Source organism: Collinsella sp. CLA-ER-H7, from assembly GCF_040092345.1.
Classification (GTDB): Bacteria; Actinomycetota; Coriobacteriia; order Coriobacteriales; family Coriobacteriaceae; genus Collinsella.
This window is the reverse complement of record NZ_JBBNLT010000002.1, coordinates 211,864-230,189: the sequence shown is the minus strand read 5'-3', so window position 1 is coordinate 230,189 and position 18,326 is coordinate 211,864. Positions and strand designations below refer to the sequence as shown.

General features: G+C 59.2%; 15 protein-coding genes, 1 tRNA gene and 1 rRNA gene. 1 reads left to right on the top strand and 16 read right to left on the bottom strand.

Features of this window, described 5'->3' with window-relative positions:
* The 10 genes from AAAX75_RS02380 to recJ form a co-directional block, all read right to left on the bottom strand.
* A 16S ribosomal RNA gene (locus AAAX75_RS02380) occupies positions 1 to 212 on the bottom strand; the annotation flags it as partial.
* A 534-nt stretch (positions 213 to 746) separates the two neighbouring features.
* Positions 747 to 1,106, bottom strand: coding sequence for a 50S ribosomal protein L20 (rplT, locus tag AAAX75_RS02375; RefSeq protein ID WP_006234421.1), 360 nt, complete (start codon positions 1,104 to 1,106; stop codon positions 747 to 749).
* 46 nt (positions 1,107 to 1,152) lie between these two features.
* Positions 1,153 to 1,344: a 50S ribosomal protein L35 gene (rpmI, locus tag AAAX75_RS02370; RefSeq protein WP_006234422.1), complete on the bottom strand. Its 192-nt coding sequence runs from the start codon at positions 1,342 to 1,344 to the stop codon at positions 1,153 to 1,155.
* A gap of 32 nt (positions 1,345 to 1,376) precedes the next feature.
* Positions 1,377 to 1,946, bottom strand: coding sequence for a translation initiation factor IF-3 (gene infC, locus AAAX75_RS02365; RefSeq protein ID WP_006234423.1), 570 nt, complete (start codon positions 1,944 to 1,946; stop codon positions 1,377 to 1,379).
* A gap of 431 nt (positions 1,947 to 2,377) precedes the next feature.
* A tRNA-Leu gene (locus AAAX75_RS02360) sits at positions 2,378 to 2,464 on the bottom strand.
* A gap of 39 nt (positions 2,465 to 2,503) precedes the next feature.
* Positions 2,504 to 3,937 carry a transglutaminase-like domain-containing protein gene (locus AAAX75_RS02355; RefSeq protein ID WP_349090973.1) on the bottom strand — a complete coding sequence of 478 codons (1,434 nt, stop codon included), beginning with the start codon at positions 3,935 to 3,937 and terminating at the stop codon, positions 2,504 to 2,506.
* Between the two features lie 351 nt (positions 3,938 to 4,288).
* On the bottom strand, positions 4,289 to 5,155 hold the full coding sequence (fba, locus tag AAAX75_RS02350; RefSeq protein WP_035137086.1) for a class II fructose-1,6-bisphosphate aldolase: 867 nt from the start codon (positions 5,153 to 5,155) through the stop codon (positions 4,289 to 4,291).
* A 194-nt stretch (positions 5,156 to 5,349) separates the two neighbouring features.
* Positions 5,350 to 6,033, bottom strand: coding sequence for an MBL fold metallo-hydrolase (locus AAAX75_RS02345; RefSeq protein ID WP_349090972.1), 684 nt, complete (start codon positions 6,031 to 6,033; stop codon positions 5,350 to 5,352).
* Between the two features lie 88 nt (positions 6,034 to 6,121).
* On the bottom strand, positions 6,122 to 8,482 hold the full coding sequence (locus AAAX75_RS02340) for a bifunctional (p)ppGpp synthetase/guanosine-3',5'-bis(diphosphate) 3'-pyrophosphohydrolase (protein ID WP_349090971.1): 2,361 nt from the start codon (positions 8,480 to 8,482) through the stop codon (positions 6,122 to 6,124).
* A gap of 15 nt (positions 8,483 to 8,497) precedes the next feature.
* Positions 8,498 to 11,785: a single-stranded-DNA-specific exonuclease RecJ gene (gene recJ / locus AAAX75_RS02335; protein WP_349090970.1), complete on the bottom strand. Its 3,288-nt coding sequence runs from the start codon at positions 11,783 to 11,785 to the stop codon at positions 8,498 to 8,500.
* Between the two features lie 276 nt (positions 11,786 to 12,061).
* On the opposite strand from recJ, the gene AAAX75_RS02330 reads away from it, so the two are divergent.
* Entirely contained in the window at positions 12,062 to 13,060 is a 999-nt protein-coding gene (locus AAAX75_RS02330) for a bile acid:sodium symporter family protein (protein WP_349090969.1), read from the top strand.
* Between the two features lie 27 nt (positions 13,061 to 13,087).
* Here the strand turns inward: AAAX75_RS02330 and AAAX75_RS02325 are convergent, their stop codons facing one another.
* The 6 genes from AAAX75_RS02325 to AAAX75_RS02300 all read right to left on the bottom strand — a co-directional run bounded on the left by AAAX75_RS02325 (position 13,088) and on the right by AAAX75_RS02300 (position 18,280).
* Positions 13,088 to 13,888 carry a DUF4931 domain-containing protein gene (locus AAAX75_RS02325; protein ID WP_349090968.1) on the bottom strand — a complete coding sequence of 267 codons (801 nt, stop codon included), beginning with the start codon at positions 13,886 to 13,888 and terminating at the stop codon, positions 13,088 to 13,090.
* Positions 13,889 to 13,891: 3 nt separating this feature from the next.
* The gene (locus AAAX75_RS02320) at positions 13,892 to 14,569 is read right to left on the bottom strand and encodes a copper homeostasis protein CutC (RefSeq protein WP_349090967.1); all 678 of its coding nucleotides are present in this window, start codon (positions 14,567 to 14,569) and stop codon (positions 13,892 to 13,894) included.
* A gap of 176 nt (positions 14,570 to 14,745) precedes the next feature.
* Complete coding sequence (locus AAAX75_RS02315) at positions 14,746 to 15,447, bottom strand: ABC transporter ATP-binding protein (protein ID WP_349090975.1); 702 nt, start codon at positions 15,445 to 15,447, stop codon at positions 14,746 to 14,748.
* Between the two features lie 12 nt (positions 15,448 to 15,459).
* Positions 15,460 to 16,320, bottom strand: coding sequence for an ABC transporter ATP-binding protein (locus AAAX75_RS02310; RefSeq protein WP_349090966.1), 861 nt, complete (start codon positions 16,318 to 16,320; stop codon positions 15,460 to 15,462).
* Positions 16,310 to 17,389, bottom strand: coding sequence for a branched-chain amino acid ABC transporter permease (locus AAAX75_RS02305; RefSeq protein ID WP_349090965.1), 1,080 nt, complete (start codon positions 17,387 to 17,389; stop codon positions 16,310 to 16,312). The genes AAAX75_RS02310 and AAAX75_RS02305 overlap by 11 nt, the downstream gene beginning before the upstream one ends.
* A gap of 9 nt (positions 17,390 to 17,398) precedes the next feature.
* The gene (locus AAAX75_RS02300) at positions 17,399 to 18,280 is read right to left on the bottom strand and encodes a branched-chain amino acid ABC transporter permease (RefSeq protein ID WP_349090964.1); all 882 of its coding nucleotides are present in this window, start codon (positions 18,278 to 18,280) and stop codon (positions 17,399 to 17,401) included.
* Between the last annotated feature and the right edge of the window lie 46 nt (positions 18,281 to 18,326).

Genomic DNA, 18,326 nt, shown 5'->3' with positions numbered 1-18,326 from the left:
GTCGGGGCTTTAGCCGGGGTGCCATGCGGCACCCCGGGGTATCCGGTATTACCCGTCCTTTCGGGCGGCTATCCCGGGGGAGGGGGCAGGTTCTCCACGTGTTACTCAGCCGTTCGCCACTCGCTTCTATCCGAAGATAGGTGCCGTTCGACTTGCATGTGTTAGGCGCGCCGCCAGCGTTCATCCTGAGCCAGGATCGAACTCTCCGTCCAAAATGCATGGGCTTCGAGCCCGTCCGGTCCTCTCAGTCATTCGCTGATCGGTTCCGTTCGATTCATATGGTTTTAGTATAGGAAAAGGAATTTCTCGGGGCCGCCTCTCGGCGGCCTTGCGAAAAACAAATCCAAGTTAGACCATTTCAAATGGTTCGATGTCTGCCCGGATGCGACACATCTGGTGTGTCCATCCTCGCAGTATCCGGTTCTCAAGGTGCACGCTTAGCGGCTCATCCGGTCCGACCGGGCCGCGCGGCAAGGAGATATATTGCCAGACCGCGAAGCTCTGTGGGACGTCAATTCCACTCTTCACAAGTCCTACACAACATATTGCTTTCTATAGGTAATAGAAAGACTGGTGCGGATCTTCCGCACGTATCAGATGATGACCCTTTGGTTCAGGAATATATAGAGATCGGTCACCTGTAAGTGTTTATCTACCCGCGCTTTTAGCAATGTAAACCGCGCTTCAGATAAAAAGAGGGAGCGCCGCCACAACGCGACACTCCCCTAGCGATTCAAGAGAATCTATTAGGCCTCGAGAGCCTTCTTGGCGATGGTAGCCAGCTCGTTGAAGGACTCGATGTCCTCGTAAGCCATCTGAGCCAGGACCTTGCGGTCGAGCTCGATGCCGGCAACCTTCAGGCCGTGCATGAACTGAGAGTAAGAGATGTCGTTCAGGCGAGCAGCAGCGTTGATACGAGTGATCCAAAGAGAACGGATCTCGCGCTTCTTGTTGCGGCGATCACGATACTGATACTGCAGGGAGTGCTGGACCTGCTCTTTAGCATGCTTGTAAGTACGCGAAGCGGCACCGTAGTAACCCTTCGCACGGTGCATAACGGTACGGCGCTTCTTCTTGGCGGCAACAGCGCGCTTAATACGTGCCATGTTCTATCAACTCCTAGACGGTAAAACGAAAAACGGGAACGCGAACTTAGGCGAGACGCGACTTGATGACCTTGCGGTCGGCAGCGGCAATCTCGGTCTCCTGACGGAAGCCACGCTTACGCTTGGTGGACTTCTTGCTCAGGATGTGGCTCTTGAAAGCCTTGGCGCGCATAAGCTTGCCGGTACCAGTCTTGCGGAAACGCTTCTTGGTGCCGCTGTGGGACTTCATCTTAGGCATGAAATACTCCTTAATCGGTTACAGAACACTAGTTACTTGGTATCGCTTGCCGCTTTATCCTCATCGAAGGCGCCCTTAATCGGGGCGAGCAGCATAAGCATGTTACGGCCTTCCATCTTAGGCTTGGACTCGACCGTAGCGTAAGGCTTGAGATCCTCGGCGAGACGCTCGAGAACGTTAAGGCCCTGCTCCGGGTGAGCCATCTCACGGCCGCGGAACATGATGGTGATCTTAACGCGTGCGCCCTTCTTGAGGAAACGCAGAACGTGGCCCTTCTTGGTCTCGTAGTCGCCAACGTCGATCTTGGGTCGGAACTTCATTTCCTTGACCTCGACCTTGGACTGGTTCTTACGAGCAGCCTTGGCCTTCATGGCCTGCTGGTACTTGAACTTACCGTAGTCCATGACCTTGCAGACCGGCGGCTCCGCGTTGGGAGCGATCTCGACCAGGTCGAGACCCTGATCGTCGGCGACACGCTGGGCATCGCGGATGGCGAACAGGCCGAGCTGAGAGCCATCGACGCCAATCAAACGGCACGAAGATGCAGTAATCTCGTCGTTGATGCGGGTGTCATCAGACTTAGCTATTTTCCCTACCTCCATTCATAAAAAAATAACCCGGCGCTTCTCAGCAACCAGGTCGTACACATAGAAATCCTCGATTTGAGGAAGGGAATCTAAGTTGTATGACCAGTCAGCTGCTCATTGGCGCCAAAAGGTGGGAACCCTCGGGTTCCTCTTTACGGCATTGCGGGAACAACGCCTTGCGAATAATAACACGTACAGCGCGTTATCACATTACGTACACGAAAAAGGGGCCTTGACCCCCTTGAACGCTCGCTTGCATGTATGGTGCCCGAGGCGAGACTCGAAGGGCCTTCGCTTCGCGAAGCCCCGGGCTTCGGGCGCGAGGCGCCCTCGCCACGCTCCGCTACAAACAGGCCGCAGGCCTGTTTGCTTAACGCTTCGCGCGCTCACGCGAGTTCGGCACGAAAAAGGGGGCCGCAACCCCCTTGAACGCTCACTTGCATGTATGGTGCCCGAGGCGAGACTCGAACTCGCACGTTGTTGCCAACGGTGGATTTTGAGTCCACTGCGTCTGCCAATTCCGCCACTCGGGCACGTAATGCGTGAGTTAGTTTATCACAGCTTTCTACCGATTAGTCCGAAAATGGAACTTCGAGCATTTCGATGAGTTCGACCGTGCGTAGCATCTCGCGCTGACGGCATCCGCGACCGTCGACCGAAGCCTCACCCATCTGGTTATCGTAAGGGTCCTCGCGCATGCCGTCGAAAGAGGGCTCAAACTCTGCCTGGAATCGATTGTTGGCCACCATACGCCATGGGTCGAGATTGCCAAAGTAGTGACGGCGGCGCCACTCCTCCCCCATCCTGCGAGCAGAAGATCCAAATGACACGTCGGCGTTGAGCCAACCGGTCTGCGGCGTATAGAACTCTGCCCAGTCGTGCGACCCCACCGAATCGGGCGCAACGTAGAGGCCGCTCTGCCAACGGGCAGGCACGCCCGCGATACGGCACATGGTGATAAACGTGAGCGCCATAACGCCGCAATCGCCGCGGAGCGAATGCGCGCAGTCATCGGCAATAGATCCCAAAAGCAAGTACGGCGGCTGATAGCGATAGTCGATATACTGCGTCAGGTAATCATAGATAGCACGGGCGCGATCGAGCGGATCCTCGAGTCCGCCAACAACGCTGGCCGTCAGCTGCTGCAGATACGGCGTAAATGCAATGTGCGGACGGTCCTCGGAAATATCCTCGGGCAGAGGCGCGTCCATACGCGGATGAACCGGAAGTGTGCCACCGTAGACATCACAATAAGCAGCATCGATGTGATAACGATAAGTCACCGAGAATGAGCGCTCACTCGAAGAAGACCACGAGGCGGTACGCGCCGAAGCGTTCGCGGGAGCAACAGCACCCTCCGGCGTCATGTCGAGAATCTCGACCTGAGACTGTTGGCGGCAGGTGGCGGCTACGGGAAGCCAAGCGCGAACGGTCTCCCCCTCTAGAGCGCCGGGGACAGACAAGGACGCCTTAAGCGTAATAACGCGAGTCAATCCGTTTTGTGACTCCATCTCCTTGAGCATCTCGTTGCGCAGTGCAATTCCGTCCGTAGGATCGGGACGCATGCCGGGAACCTCTTTGGGATATACGCGAAGCGAATCGAGGAAGTTGTCGAGAACGAACAGCTCGCCATCGATAAAGCGCCAGTCAATACGATTACGGTCAATCAGATCGTCAAACTGCTCCTCGGTAAACTCAGGCCACTCCTCGCGAATCATCGCAATAGCCCGATCGCGCGACACCGAAAAATGAAGCGGCGTCTCAAGCATGCGATACCGCTCGGCACGAACGCAGGCAGCAAGCGAGGGATCGGGATTCTGCCCCAAAAGACGATCACAAGCCGCAACAGCCTGCGTCAAATATCCGGCATCCTTGAGACGAAGAATCTCGGGCGGCAGTCCAATATCGAGATGACGGAAATCATCACAGCAAACATCAACAGAGCAACCAACAGGACCCTCGTCAATGACCTTCCCATCCGAAGGCAGCACATTAATAACAGCCATACCAAACTCCAAGTCATTAGAACTCTTGAAGCCCATTGTAGCGAGATAAAAAAGAAAGCCCCAATAAAGGAACCCTCAACACCGATAAACGGTACCTCTAAAAATGAATTCAGCCCAGTAACCCTGTAGCGAGTTAACGAAGGAGGCCCCGTTCACCCGAAGCTTTTCCCATTGCGCGACTTCTGGCGAAGCCAGTAGCCATCTTAATTCAGACTCGTAACCCTGCGGCGTTAAACGAAGGAAGCCCCGTCCCCCGGAACTGTTTCCTTGGCGCGACTTCTGGCGAAGTCAGGTGAGCGTAAAGGAAACAGTGTAGGGGGACGGGGCTTCCGACGGGAAGTTTAGCGACGCTTACGCCTTGTTGACGGAGCCAAACTCCTCCATGAGCTCCTTGGTGCGGGCAACGATGTTGTCGCGACCAGGCTTGAGGAGCTTGCGGGGGTCAAAGCCCTTGCCCTGCTGATCCTTACCGGCCTCGATGTACTCGCGAACACCCTTGGCGAAGACGAGCTGCAGATCGGTGTTGACGTTGATCTTGGAGATACCCAGGGAGATGGCCTTCTTGATCTGATCCTCGGGGATGCCGGTGCCGCCGTGCAGGACGAGGGGCAGGTCGCCGGTCTGAGCCTTGATCTCGCCCAGGCGCTCGAAGGAAAGGCCAGCCCAGTCGGCAGGGTACACGCCGTGGATGTTGCCGATACCGCAGGCGAGGAAGTCGACGCCCAGGTCAGCAATCTGCTTGCACTCAGCAGGATCAGCGAGCTCGCCGCTGGAGGTCACGCCGTCCTCGGTGCCGCCGATGCCGCCGACCTCGGCCTCGATGGACATGCCCTTGGAGTGGGCAAGCTCAACGAGCTCCTTGGTGCGGTCGAGGTTAAGCTGGAAGGTCTCCTCGTGAGAGCCGTCATACATGATGGACGTAAAGCCGGCCTCGATGCACTTGAAGCAGTCCTCGTAAGAACCGTGATCGAGGTGAAGGGCGACGGGAACGGTAACGCCCGTGGCCTCGACGGCAGCCTTGACCATGTCGGCGCAGACCTTGAAACCGCCCATCCACTTAGCGGCACCAGCGGTGCACTGAAGGATCAGCGGAGACTTGGCCTCCTCGGCGGCCTGGAGAATAGCCAGGGTCCACTCGAGGTTGTTGGTGTTGAAGGCACCGAGACCGTACTTGCCGGCCTCGGCCTTCTTGAGCATGTCTGCTGCGTTGACGAGCATAAAAGAAACCTCCTGTAAGGTTGCTCCGATAACGCCTGAGATTTTACCACGACATACCCGAGCATAAACGTTCGTTTGCTCACGAATACCATCCGATTGGACAAATTTTGACCGTTTGCCCCACAGAATCGACCCACTGGGGAAAATAGCTTGACGATTGAGTGGTCTTCGTGGTTCGAAAGACGGCTTCGAGCCTACATCTGCATAAACGGGTTCTGCATAAGTTCGCGCGCCATCGTGGTCGAACCGCCATGGCCCGTCAAGCAAACGGTATCGGGCGGAAGCGTCTTGGCAAGTTTGGAAAGCGAGCGCATAATCGCCGCCTCGTCACCGCCGGAAAGATCGGTACGACCGTGGCTGCCCGGGAAAAGCGTGTCGCCCACAAAGGCGATGTTCCCCTGCTCGGTCGCGGCGAACAGGACAATGCCGCCCGGCGTATGCCCCGGCGTCTCGATCACCTGCAGGCAGACGTCGCCCACCTCGATTGTATCGCCCTCGGCAAGCAAGCGCGTCGGCTCACCCGGATCGGGCGTCTCGATGTCCCACATGGCGCGCTGCTCCTCGATATTTGCGCGAGGTACCGTCACGTCCTTAGCGCACAACTCATATAGTGCGCTGTCGCCAACGACAGCTCGAACCCCGGCAACCCCGCCAACATGGTCGGCATGACCGTGCGTGCAGACAGAGCCGAGTACGCGCACCTCGGGATGCGCGGTGTGGATATGCTCCACAAGACGCTCGCCCTCCCACGCCGGATCGACGATTAAGCACTCGTCATTCGAAATCACGGCGTAGCTGTTGGTCTGAATCGGGCCGTTGACGAGCGCCTCAATCGAAGCCGCGCCTCGGGGTGTCAGGTCCAAAGTCATATCGCCCATGCGCATACCCTCCTTCTAAAATACGTTCGAGGCACCAAACGATGCCTCGAACGTAACCAATATCTATGATGCTGAGAGGCTCTCGCACCTACACACGGCGCTTGAGTTGCGCTCCGCCCTCGCCGGGCATAAGACGGCGAGCGTCGTAGACCGAATCGACACTGCTGATGGAAGCCAGCAGCGGATCCAGGCCGCTCGCATCCGAAATTTCGACCATAAAGCGCAGGGTTGCAATACCCTCGCGGTTGGTCGACGTGGCGGCGGAAAGGATATTGCCGCCCGCATCGCCAATGGCAATGGTGACATCCTTGAGCAGGCCCATGCGGTCCAGGCACTCGACCACGATCTCGACCTGGAAGAGGGTATCGGCAGCGCCGTCCCACTCCACATCAATCATGCGCTCGGGATGTTCCATAAGACCCTTGACGTTAGGGCAGTTGGCGCGATGCACCGAAACGCCACGACCACGCGTGATGAAGCCGACGATGTCGTCGCCCGTCACGGGGTTGCAGCAATGAGCCAGACGGACCAGCAGGCCGCTGTTGCTCTCGCCCTTGACGATAATGCCGTTACTGGCGCTCTTGCCGCGCTTTTGCGGCTTGCGGTTGGAGCCGCGAGCGGGCTGCTTCACGACCTCGGCGATAGCCTCGGCCTTGGTGAGCTGTTCCTCGGGCTTGGGGTCCAAGATTTGCTCGACCTTATTGCCCACAGCGCGCGGGGCAACCTTGCCGGCGCCGACGGCGGCAAACAGGTCCTCGAGCTGCTTGAAGTTAAACTGCTCCGCCACGGCGTTGAGCGCACGCGTCGAACGCGGCGTAGAAATGCCATAGCCACGCTTACGCAGGTCCTTGCCCAGCATATCGCGACCAGCAGCAGCGTCGTCGTCCTTGGTCGCAGCGGCAAAATAGCGGCGGATCTTTGACTTGGCGGAAGGTGTCTTAACGATCTTGAGCCAATCACGCGACGGCTTGGAACTCTTGTTGGTCAGGATCTCGACACGGTCACCCGTCTTAATCTCGTGCGTGAGCGGAGCCACCGCACCGTTGATTTTGGCGCCGACGCAATGGTTTCCCACCTCGGTGTGAACGGCATAGGCAAAGTCGAGCGGCGTGGATCCGGCACGAAGCGCCATGACCTCGCCTTTGGGCGTGAAGACAAAGATCTCCTGATCGAACAGATCGACCTTCAGCGAGTGCAGGTATTCCTTGGCATCGGTGATCTCGTCGGAAGCCGCCCAATCGAGCGAATGCTTGAGCCAGTTGATCTGGTCGTCCAAACGTTGAGCGTCATTGGTCTTGGAAGCAGACGATCCGCCCGACTTCTTGTATAGCCAGTGGGCGGCAATGCCGTACTCGGCCTGCTCATGCATCTCGTAGGTTCGAATCTGAATCTCGAGCGGACGAGCCGTGGGGCCGATGACCGTCGTGTGGAGCGACTGGTAGTTATTGACCTTGGGCATGGCGATATAGTCTTTAAAGCGACCGGGCATGGGGTGCCACAGCGTATGCACCGCGCCGAGCGTGGAGTAGCAATCGCGCACCGAATGCGTGATGACACGCAGTGCCACCAGGTCGTAGATCTCGGAGAATTCCTTGCCCTTGCGCTTCATCTTTTGGTAGATGGACCAATAGTGCTTGGAACGGCCGTTAATCTGGAAGTCCTCCAGGCCAATGCGGTTGAGTTCGTCGGTGAGTGTCTTGATGGTCTCGGCCAGATAGCGCTCACGGACCTCGCGCGACTCCGCCACCATGCGCGCGATGCGCTGGTAGGCGTCGGGTTCAAGGTAGAAGAAGGACAGGTCCTCGAGCTCCCATTTAATGGAGCTCATGCCCAGACGGTCGGCCAGGGGCGCATACACGTCCATGGTCTCGCGAGCCTTAAACAGGCGACGATCCTCGCGCAGGGCTGCCAGCGTTCGCATGTTGTGCAGACGGTCGGCAAGTTTAACGATGATGACGCGAATGTCCTTGGACATGGCAAGGAACATCTTGCGCAGCGTGAGCGCCTGCTTCTCGTCCATGCTGTCGACTTCGATGTTGGTGAGCTTGGTCACGCCATCGACGAGCTCGGCCACCGTATCGCCAAACAGGCCGGAAACATCGGCGAGCGAGGTCTCGGTATCCTCGACGGTATCGTGCAGCAGCGCGGCGCACACCACATCGCAGTCCATCTTGAGATCGGCCAAAATGATGGCAACCTCGACGGGATGGTTAATGTACATCTCGCCCGAGCGGCGCTTTTGGTTGCAGTGCTTCTCGGCGGCAAAGCAGTAGGCTTGCTCCACCTTAGAAAAGTCGTCCTCATTCATATATTTGAGGCACAGGCGCTCCAGCTTGTCGTAGCTGTCCGCCATAATCTCGGGCGGCAGCTCATCGGCATGCTTATAGTGCTCCATCTCCGAAAACGGCTGGAGGGTGGAATCATGGGCGGTACGGGCTGCGGCATCCATCGAGGTCCCCTTCCCCTAGGCCCGCGGTACGATCGGGCGGTTAACTTTGGCTAGCATATCAGAAGCGCACGAATCGAGCGCCCAGCTCCGGAAAGCCGAAAACTCCATGCGCGAGCGCAAGCCCTCCAAATAGCGAATTGACCTACTCAATTGCACGCGGCCGGGGTTTTCGGCCATCGCGATGCGACGGGTGTCGTCAAACCCCGAAACGCGACAAAAACCAAGCTCTTCGAAGATTCCCAGGCCGCTTTCCACCGAACGCTCGTCGACCGGCGTGCGAGCATCGATGGCAAGGCACATCTGCGCGATGTCGATATCGCTCGCGCTAAAGGAATCGTCCCCGGTTTTGCCGCGGTTGGAGCGCCACATGGTCTGCAGTGCGCGATAGAGCGTGACGAGCTCGTCGCGCTCGGGCGCATAGCAGTCGAGCAGGCGCTCGTTAATGCGGGCGTCGCGCGACGAATAGAGCAGATGGATCACGGCGGGCTGGCCATCGCGACCGGCGCGGCCGCTCATCTGGTTAAACTCAATGCCGCCAAACGGCATGTGATAGAGCACGACATGGCGGATATCGGGCAGGTTGACGCCCTCGCCAAAGGCAGATGTCGAGACGATGCAGCTGAGGCTGCCGTCTCGGAAAGCTTCCTCCACGCGACGGCGATCGGAACGCGCAAGTCCCGCGTTATAGAACGCGATATGGGTTGCGCAATCGGGCACACGCTTGCGCAACGTCTTGGCGAGCGCCACGGACTGGTCGCGCGAATTGACGTAGATGACGGTCTTTTCCCCCGTCGCCACAATCGACACCAAACGGTTCTCGCGACTTGCAAGATCACGGTCGTCCTCGAGCTGCAGGTTCTCGCGCACCGTCTCGTCGACCACCGTGCGAGTGATCGGCAGCATGCGGGCAAGCTCGGCCACGACCGGAGCCGTCGCGGTGGCCGTCGCAGCCATAACGACCGGGTCGCCCAGGGCTTTGAGGATATCGGGCATGTCGAGATAGGCGCTGCGGTCGCCGCCCTTGGCAAGACCGGCATGATGCGCCTCATCGATAACGACAAAGCCGATGCGGCCCGAACGCGCGAAGCGGTCACGGTGGATAGATAGGAACTCGGGCGTCGTGAGCACGATACCGGTGCGGCCCGAAGCTAGGCCGGCGAACACGTCATCGCGTGCGGCCTCCACGGTCTCGCCGGTCAGCACGCCAACGCCAATGCCAAGCGATGCCATCGTCGACGAGAGGTGATAGGCCTGGTCGGCAACAAGCGCACGCAGCGGATAGACAAAGATGCTCGCACGTCCGCGAAGCACCGCCTCACGCGCGGCATGCACATGGAAGATGAGCGACTTGCCGCGGCCCGTTCCCATAACCGCCAAGACACTCTGGTGATCGGCCAAGGCGTCGAGCGCCTCAACCTGCGCGCGGTGCGGCTGGTTCGATCCGATAAAGCTATGGATAAGCGAGCGCGTGAGCTCGGTATAGGAAAGCTGGGCGAGCGTCTCGCGCTTGCGCGACTCCAAGCGCAGGCCGGAATCCGCCGGCTGCACGCCACGACGAAGCTCGCATGCCGGATCGTCGACGCTGGGCAGCGTGGTATCGCGGACCAGAACATCCTTGACCATGAGCTTGGGCTTCACACGACCCTGCCAATGCTCGGCAACGGCCTCGAACACCAAGTCGACAGCGCTATCGCAGTTGATGAGCTTATCGATTTGCGGCACGCGGAACATAATGGCCGGCACACTCGCGGCGCCATCGGTCGCCACAAAGCGCATGTGCTCGCCGGTCTTACCCACCACGGCGCGATCACACATCGTCACGCCCTCGGCAGCCAGCAGCGGCACCTTATTACCCTGGCCAAACGGCTCAAGGCGGGAAATCTGCTCGATGGTCTCGATATTCAATTCGGAAAGGTCGACCGTGGCGGCAACCTCGTCGGTGTCCTCAAAGTCCTCGGCGGGAAGCTCGGACAACACGGCGGAAAGGCGACGGCGGAACTCGTCGAGCTTGGATGCCTCGATAGTCACACCCACCGCACCGGCATGTCCGCCGCGACGAATCATCAGGTCGGAACAGCGCTCGATGGCGTCAAACAGGTTAACTTTGCCCACCGAGCGACCAGAGCCGCGCGCGATACCGTCCTCGATCGAGAACAGCAGCGCCGGCACGTGGTAGCGGTTGGTCAGACGGCTTGCCACGATGCCCTTGACGCCCTCGTGCCAGCCTTCGCCGCCCACGACGATCGCGCGTCCGCCGTCATAGGTCTCCTCGACCTTTGCCATGGCATCGCGCGTGAGCTCCGCCTCGATCTCACGGCGCTGGCGATTGATTTCCTCGAGCTCAGCCGCCAGTGCGCTTGCTTCGATGGGATCGCGGGCAAGCAGCAGGTCGAGCGCCAGCTTGGGATCGGCCATGCGACCGGCAGCGTTTAAGCGGGGAATGAGCGAGAATGACAGGCCATCCGCCGTAATGCTCGAAAGGTCCGCCTTGGCGAGCGCGGCAAGCGCGATATAGCCGGGGCGAGCGGTTACGCGCATCTGCTGGATGCCCTCGGCAACCAGCGCGCGGTTCTCGGGCGTGAGCGGCATCATGTCGGACACGGTGCCCAGCGCCGCGACCTCGATTAGCGAACGCCAATACGACGGCTTGCCCAGGCGCTCACCCAGGACTTGCACCAGCTTGAGCGCCACACCAGCACCGGCAAGCTCACGCGAGGGGCCCTCGTCCTCGAGCTTGGGGTCAGTCAGGGGCACACCCTGCGGCACCTGGTCGGAGGGCTCGTGATGGTCCGTGACCACCAAATCGATCCCCAGGCTCTCCAGATAGGAAACCTCTTCCTTGGCGGCAATGCCGTTATCGACGGTTACGATCAGCTGGGGGCGAGCGAGCTCGTTAACGCGGTCGAGCGCCGCGCGCGAAAGACCGTAGCCCTCATCAAAGCGATGCGGAATAAACGGCGTGACATCGGCGCCAAACGTGCGCAGCGCCTCGGTCAACAGGCAGGTCGACGTAATACCGTCAACGTCAAAATCGCCAAAGACTGCAATGTGCTCGTGGTTGCGAATAGCACGCTCGACGCGGTCGGCAACGACCGACATGCCCGGGATAATGAGTGGGTCGGCCCAGTCGCGATCGAGCGAAGGCGTCAAAAACAATTGGCCCTCTTTGATGGAGCCAATGCCGTGCGCGACCATAATGCGCGCCACCAGCCCGGGAATGCCCAGACCAGCCGAAAGCTCCTTTTCGAGCTCGGAGTTTTGCTGAGCGACCGCCCAGCGATGCGTCGTCTTAAGCGATGACATAGGCACCCACCCCCGATAGGGGCAGGTCGCCGCGATACCTCTCACGGTTCATAGCGATGAGTCCTCTGTGTATGCCCGCTTCGGCAGGCAGATCTGTTGAACGGATTTATTATACCGTGCGGCGCGGACGCAAATCGCCGCAGCACGCCGCGGTTTCGGTAAACGATGCCGGTAATAGCCTCGAAATAATCGAGCGTTTCTGACGCACGGACACATGTGAGCGTCTAGCATATCCAGTCAAAACGGATTCACAAGCAAAGGGAGTCACAAGAGCATATGAGGCAATGGGCTGGACTGGGCAAGTTTCTCGCGGGGCATATGCAGGTCATCGTTCCGATTTGCGTGGCGCTCGGCGTGCTCTTTCCTCAACAGATCGGCGTTCTCAAGCCCATCGTTCCCACCTTGTTTGCCTTTATGACGTTCCAAGGTGCGCTCAGCAACACCTTTCACCAGGTAGCCGAGGTGTTCCACCGTCCGCTGCACCTGATTCTGGCGTTGTTGGTCTCGGCGGCGCTTATTCCCATCGCGGCCTACGCCATGGGATCGTTGTTCTTTGGTTCCAACCCCAACCTTGTCTGCGGCATCGTGCTCGAATACAGTGTGCCCGTGGCAGTCACCGCTTTTATGTGGATCAGCATGTTCGGCGGCAACGGCCCGCTCGCGCTCACCATCATCCTGACGTCCTCGGTCATCTCCCCTGTGACGATTCCGCTTACGCTCAAGCTCCTGCTGGGCGCCACCGTCTCGATCGACATGCCGAGCATGATGCAGAACATGGCCTTTATGATCGCCATCCCCGCCGTGCTCGGCATCGTGATCAACGAGCTCACGCGCGGATGGGGGCACGAAAAACTCTCCCCCGCGCTCTCGCCCGCCTGCAAGTTCATGATGATGGGCGTTATCGCCTCCAACTCCACCGCCATGAGCGAGTACGTGCTGCACATGAACGCGGTGCGCCTGGAAGTTGCCCTCTTTATTTTGGTCTTCGCCATCAGCGGCTTTGTCGTCGGCATTCTGGTCGCCCGCGCGCTGCATCTGCCATATAGCGAAACGACCACCATGTGCTTTACCTGCGGCATGCGCAATATCTCTTCGGGCGCCGTCATCGCCACGCAATACTTTCCGGGCGAAGTTGTGTTTCCCGTCATGTGTGGAACGTTGTTTCAGCAGGTGCTCGCCTCGCTTATCGGGCACTTCTTCGAGCGTCTGACCGGCGAGGAGCGCGCCGCCCAGCGCAAGCGCGTCGAGGCCGGCCGCGATGCAATGGCGCGCTAAACCGTCCGCAGTGTGCGGGCGCTCACTTTACGATGTGAGCGCCTCCAGATGTGCGCGGAGTCGCTCCGCATCAACATCGAGCGTGGTCTCAGCATTGACCTGAGCCAGCCGATACCCGACAAAGTAGGGTGAAACCACCCAACGTGGAAGCGCCTTGGCAATGGTCCGGCCGCTCATGTGATAGAAGAACAGGTTGTACGACTCTGCGCGACCACCATGGTGCTCGTTCAGGATATAGCGCAGAGCTACCTGAATCGCATCGGCGAAGAGGTCCGTCTCGGCTTGGTCTCTCGTGTCATCGCTGCCGGCGATTCCCTGCGGGGCTGAAACGTTGACCTCAAAGAACCCCATGATCGGTTCGGTTGAGATGTCGACCGAGATTCTCCCCTGTTGCCAGACACTGATGCCTTCAAAGTTGGCTGAGGTCAGCGCCGCATAGCCGTCCTCCTGTTCCAGGCCCACAATCTGCATGTGTGGATGGACGAGGCTGCCGCCCGAAAGCGGGCCTTTGTTCTTGTACATGAGCACACTGCGGTACTGTTGGGAATCGATCATCTGCTGCCAACAGCCCAGGGCAAACCGCATCACATGATGCAGCTCATCCGGTTCATAGGTCACCAGGTCGGCGTCGTGATTGGCAGACTCGATCAATACGGTCTGACGTGTGGCCCGCAAGGCCTTGAACTTATTCTCGAGCCAGATGCAGTCACCATCGCGCTGGATGATATTGGCAAGTCCCTCCGTGTCGCAAAAGGGGCACGCGGTGCCAGGGCGACGATTATCGTCGGGCTTACCGCTCGCCTGCTGAACGTCAAATACCAGCGCCACGGGTTATACCTCCAGCGGCACGATCTTGGTGCCATGGAGCTCGGAGACGCCTAGCGCCGCCGCGACCGCATCGCGATTTGCCGTAGTGATGCCGCCGCCGGGAAGGATGGTCAAACGATCACCCGCATACTCGATTAAACGAGCCAGGTAATCGAAATTATCCTCGATCGACGTACCGGCAGCGCCGCCATGCGTGAGGATGCGCGTAACGCCGCAGTCGGCAAGTGTATCAATCGCATCGAGCTGAGCCTCGGGCGAGAGCTGGTCAAACGCCATGTGGAAGGTGATGTCGATGGGCTCACGCTTGCATTCCTCAGTCGCGCAGCCCGCGGCCATCACGAGGGCGCCCAACGTAAGCTCGTCGAGCGCCCATCCGCCAGCGCAGGGCTTGCAGCAGCCAAAGACCAAGCCGTCAACGCCGGCGCTTACGGCAAGGCCCAGGTCCATCTCCATCATACGCAGCTCGTCCTGGTTGTAGTGAAAGTCGCCGCCACGCGGGCGAATCATGCACATCACCCGTGCATCGTGCTCGTGGGCATAGTTGGTCGTAACGCTGATAACGCCGGCCGAAGGCGTGGTACCACCAACGGCAAGGTTGTCGCACAGCTCGATACGCCTTGCACCGGCATCGATAGCCGCCGGCACCCGCTCAAAGTTCTCGGCACAAAACTCGTACACCATAGATAGACCCCCAAAGACAGCAGATGTTTTCCGACGGGCATTGTCACACATCCCCATGAAGTTGCGGTGGAATAGGGACTGTTTTGGCCTCTGAGACTCCCATTTAGTCCCTATTCCACCGCAACTTAAAAAGGGGGCGCTGACCGGGTTGGTCAGCGCCCCCTTTGTTGAATGGATTAACCACCCAGGTAGGCTTTACGCACGTTATCGTCGTGCAGTAGCTCTTGGCCGGTGCCGGTCATGGTGATCTTGCCGGTCTCGAGCACGTAACCGCGCGTAGCAATCGAAAGCGCCATCTGCGCGTTTTGCTCGACCAGAAGCACCGTGGTGCCAGCCTTGTGCAGGTCCTCGACAATCTGGAAGATCTGCTCAATCAGAATCGGCGCCAGGCCCATGGAAGGCTCGTCGAGCATGAGCAGCTTGGGGTTGCTCATAAGGGCGCGGCCCATAACGAGCATCTGCTGCTCGCCGCCCGAAAGGGTGCCGGCGACCTGGCGACGGCGCTCCTTAAGGCGCGGGAACTGCTCGTAGACGCGCTCCAGGCCCGAAGCAACCGTGGACTTGGGCTGTGTATAGGCGCCCATCTCCAGGTTCTCCTCGACCGTCATCTGCAAAAAGGCGCGACGGCCCTCGGGGACCTGAGCCAGGCCCTTACCCACCAGCTTGTCGGCAGGCGTATGGGTAATGTCCTCGCCCATAAACTTGATGGAGCCGGTCTTGGAGCGCAGCAGGCCCGAGACGGTCTTGAGCGTTGTGGACTTGCCGGCACCGTTGGCACCAATCAAGGCCACGATCTCGCCCTCGTTAACGTTAAAGGAGATGTCCTTGATGGCGTGGATGGCGCCGTACCAGACGTTGATGTTGTAGACGGAAAGCATCGGCTCTGCCATTTAGTTCTCCCCCTTATCCTGCTTGCCCAGATATGCCTCGATAACGGCGTCGTTGTTCTGGATTTCCTCGGCCGTGCCCTTGGCGATGACCTTACCAAAGTTGAGCACGCAGATACCCTCGCAAATATTCATGACGAGCGACATGTCGTGCTCGATAAGCATGATGGCAATGCCGAAGGTGTCGCGAATCTTAACGATGTTCTCCATGAGTTCCGCGGTCTCGGACGGGTTCATGCCGGCGGCAGGCTCGTCGAGCAGCAGCAGCTTGGGGTTGGTGGCAAGCGCGCGGACGATCTCCAGACGACGCTGGGCGCCGTAAGGCAGCGAGCCAGCCTGCTCGTTTGCCAGATGCTTCATATCAAAGATGGACAGCAGCTCCATGGCGCGCTCGTGAGCAGCCTTCTCGTGCTTCCAATACGTCGGCAGGCGCAGCACGCCCTCAAAACCGGAATAGCGCTCCTGGTTGTGCAGACCGACCTTGACGTTGTCCTCCACCGTCATGGTGTTGAACAGGCGAATGTTCTGGAATGTACGGGCAATACCCATGCGGTTGACCTGATAGACCGACTTGCCCGAGGTATCCTCTCCGTCGAGCAGGATGGTGCCGTGCGTGGGCTGATACACCTTGGTGAGCAGGTTGAAGACCGTGGTCTTACCGGCACCGTTGGGGCCGATCAGACCGGCGATCTCGGTCTTGCCGATAGTCAGGCTAAAGTCGTCGACTGCCTTAAGGCCACCGAACTCAATGCCCAGGTGGATGCACTCGAGTGCAGGGCGCTCGCCCAGGTCACGATCGGGAACGATGGCGCCAGAAGGATACGGGACCATCTTGCCCTTCTTGAACTCAAATTTACTGGGCATCGGCTGCCACCTCCTTCTTGGAAGCAAAGCGATCCTTAATGCGTGCGAAGAACGCCTTGAGCTGCGGGTTGTTGGTAAAGATCATGACCAGGATCAGCACGATAGCGTAAATGAGCATGCGGTAGTCCGAGAACTGACGGAGCAGCTCGGGAAGCACCGTGAGCAGCGCCGCCGCGATGACGGAGCCGCGCATATTGCCCAGACCGCCCAGGACCACGAACACCAGGATGAGAATGGACGTGTTGAAGTCGAACTTGGTGGCGGAGAGCTGCGAGAAGTTACCGCCGAAGAGGGCTCCGGCAGCACCGGCGAGGGCAGCAGAAACCACGAAGGCGATCATGCGGTACTCAGTGACGGAGATGCCTACGGACTCGGCTGCAATCTTGTTATCGCGCACGGCCATAATGGCACGGCCGGTACGGCTGCGAACCAGGTTGAGCACGATCACGAGCGCGACCATGACCAGGATGGCACCGGCGAGGAAGGTCGAGTACGTCGACACGCCCGAGGCGCCCTGGGCGCCCTTGATGATGGCGGTGCCGTCCTCGAGCAGGTGCAGGTCGTCGATCGTAGAGTTGCCCGTGATGTTAAAGATCACGTGCAGGCCGCGCGAGTCGACGCCCACGATAAGGCAAGTGACGATCTCTTTGATGATCTCGCCAAAAGCCAGGGTCACGATGGCCAGATAGTCGCCGCTCAGGCGCAGGACCGGGATACCGATCAAGAAGCCCAGGATGGCGGCAGCGATGGCGCCGACCACAATGCTGATGATCAGGCGCATCGGGTCGGACGGAACGGCGCTCTCCAGCGCGACAGCGGTAACGATGCCCGTATAGGCGCCGACGCTCATAAAGCCCGCGTGGCCCAGCGACAAGTCGCCCGCGATGCCGACGACAAGGTTGAGGGAAATGGCCATGACAATATAGGCCGTGATGGGAACCAGCTGACCGGCGATCATGCGCGGAATCATGTGGTTAGACTGCATAAAGAACACGATGGCGAACGCCACAAGGCACATGGCGTACGTGACAAAGTCGTGACGCGTCTGCTTGTCTTTAAGAAACTTCATAGCGCTCACCTACACCTTCTCGGGGACGTACTTGCCCAAGAGGCCGGCAGGCTTGACGAGCAGGACGATGATCAAAACACCAAAGACGATGGAGTTGGCAAGGCTCGTGGAAATGTAGGCCTGCGCCATCGCTTCGATGATGCCGATGAGAATGCCGCCGACAAAGGCGCCGGGGATGGAGCCGATGCCACCGAAGACGGCGGCGTCGAAGGCCTTGATGCCAGGCATGGCGCCTGTCGTAGGCTGCAGCACCGGCGAGTAGGAGCACAGCAGCACGCCGGCGATGGCGGCAAGGGCAGAGCCGATGGCGAACGTCATCGAGATGGTACGGTTGACGTTGATGCCCATGAGCTGAGCGGCGGCCTTGTCCTCGGACACGGCGCGCATGGCTTTGCCCATCTTGGTCTTGCCTGTAAAGAACATCAGGCCGGCCATGATAACCAGGCAGGCGACGATGGTGACGAGCGAGACGGCGCTCACGTTGAACCTTGCCAAGAACTCCGGCACCGGGAAGGCGACGAGCGAAGTAAAGTTCTTGGGCGTGGCGCCCCACAGAAGCTGTGCGGCATTCTGCAGGAAGTAGGACACGCCGATAGCCGTGATCAGAACGGCCAGCGGACCCGCCTGACGCAGCGGCTTATAGGCCAGACCCTCGATGAGAACACCGAGAACCGTGCAGGCCACACAAGAGAGAACTACAGATGCCCAGCCCGGGAGGCCGAGATACGACGTGGCGCAGAACGAGACATAGGCACCGACCATGATGACGTCGCCGTGAGCGAAGTTGAGCATCTTGGCGATACCGTAGACCATGGTGTAGCCCAACGCGATGATGGCGTAGACGCTGCCCATGGACAGGCCGTTGACCAGGTATTGGATAAAGACCGTCATGTTCCACATCCCCCTTTCGAATAGGTTTCCAGTTAATGTATGAAAC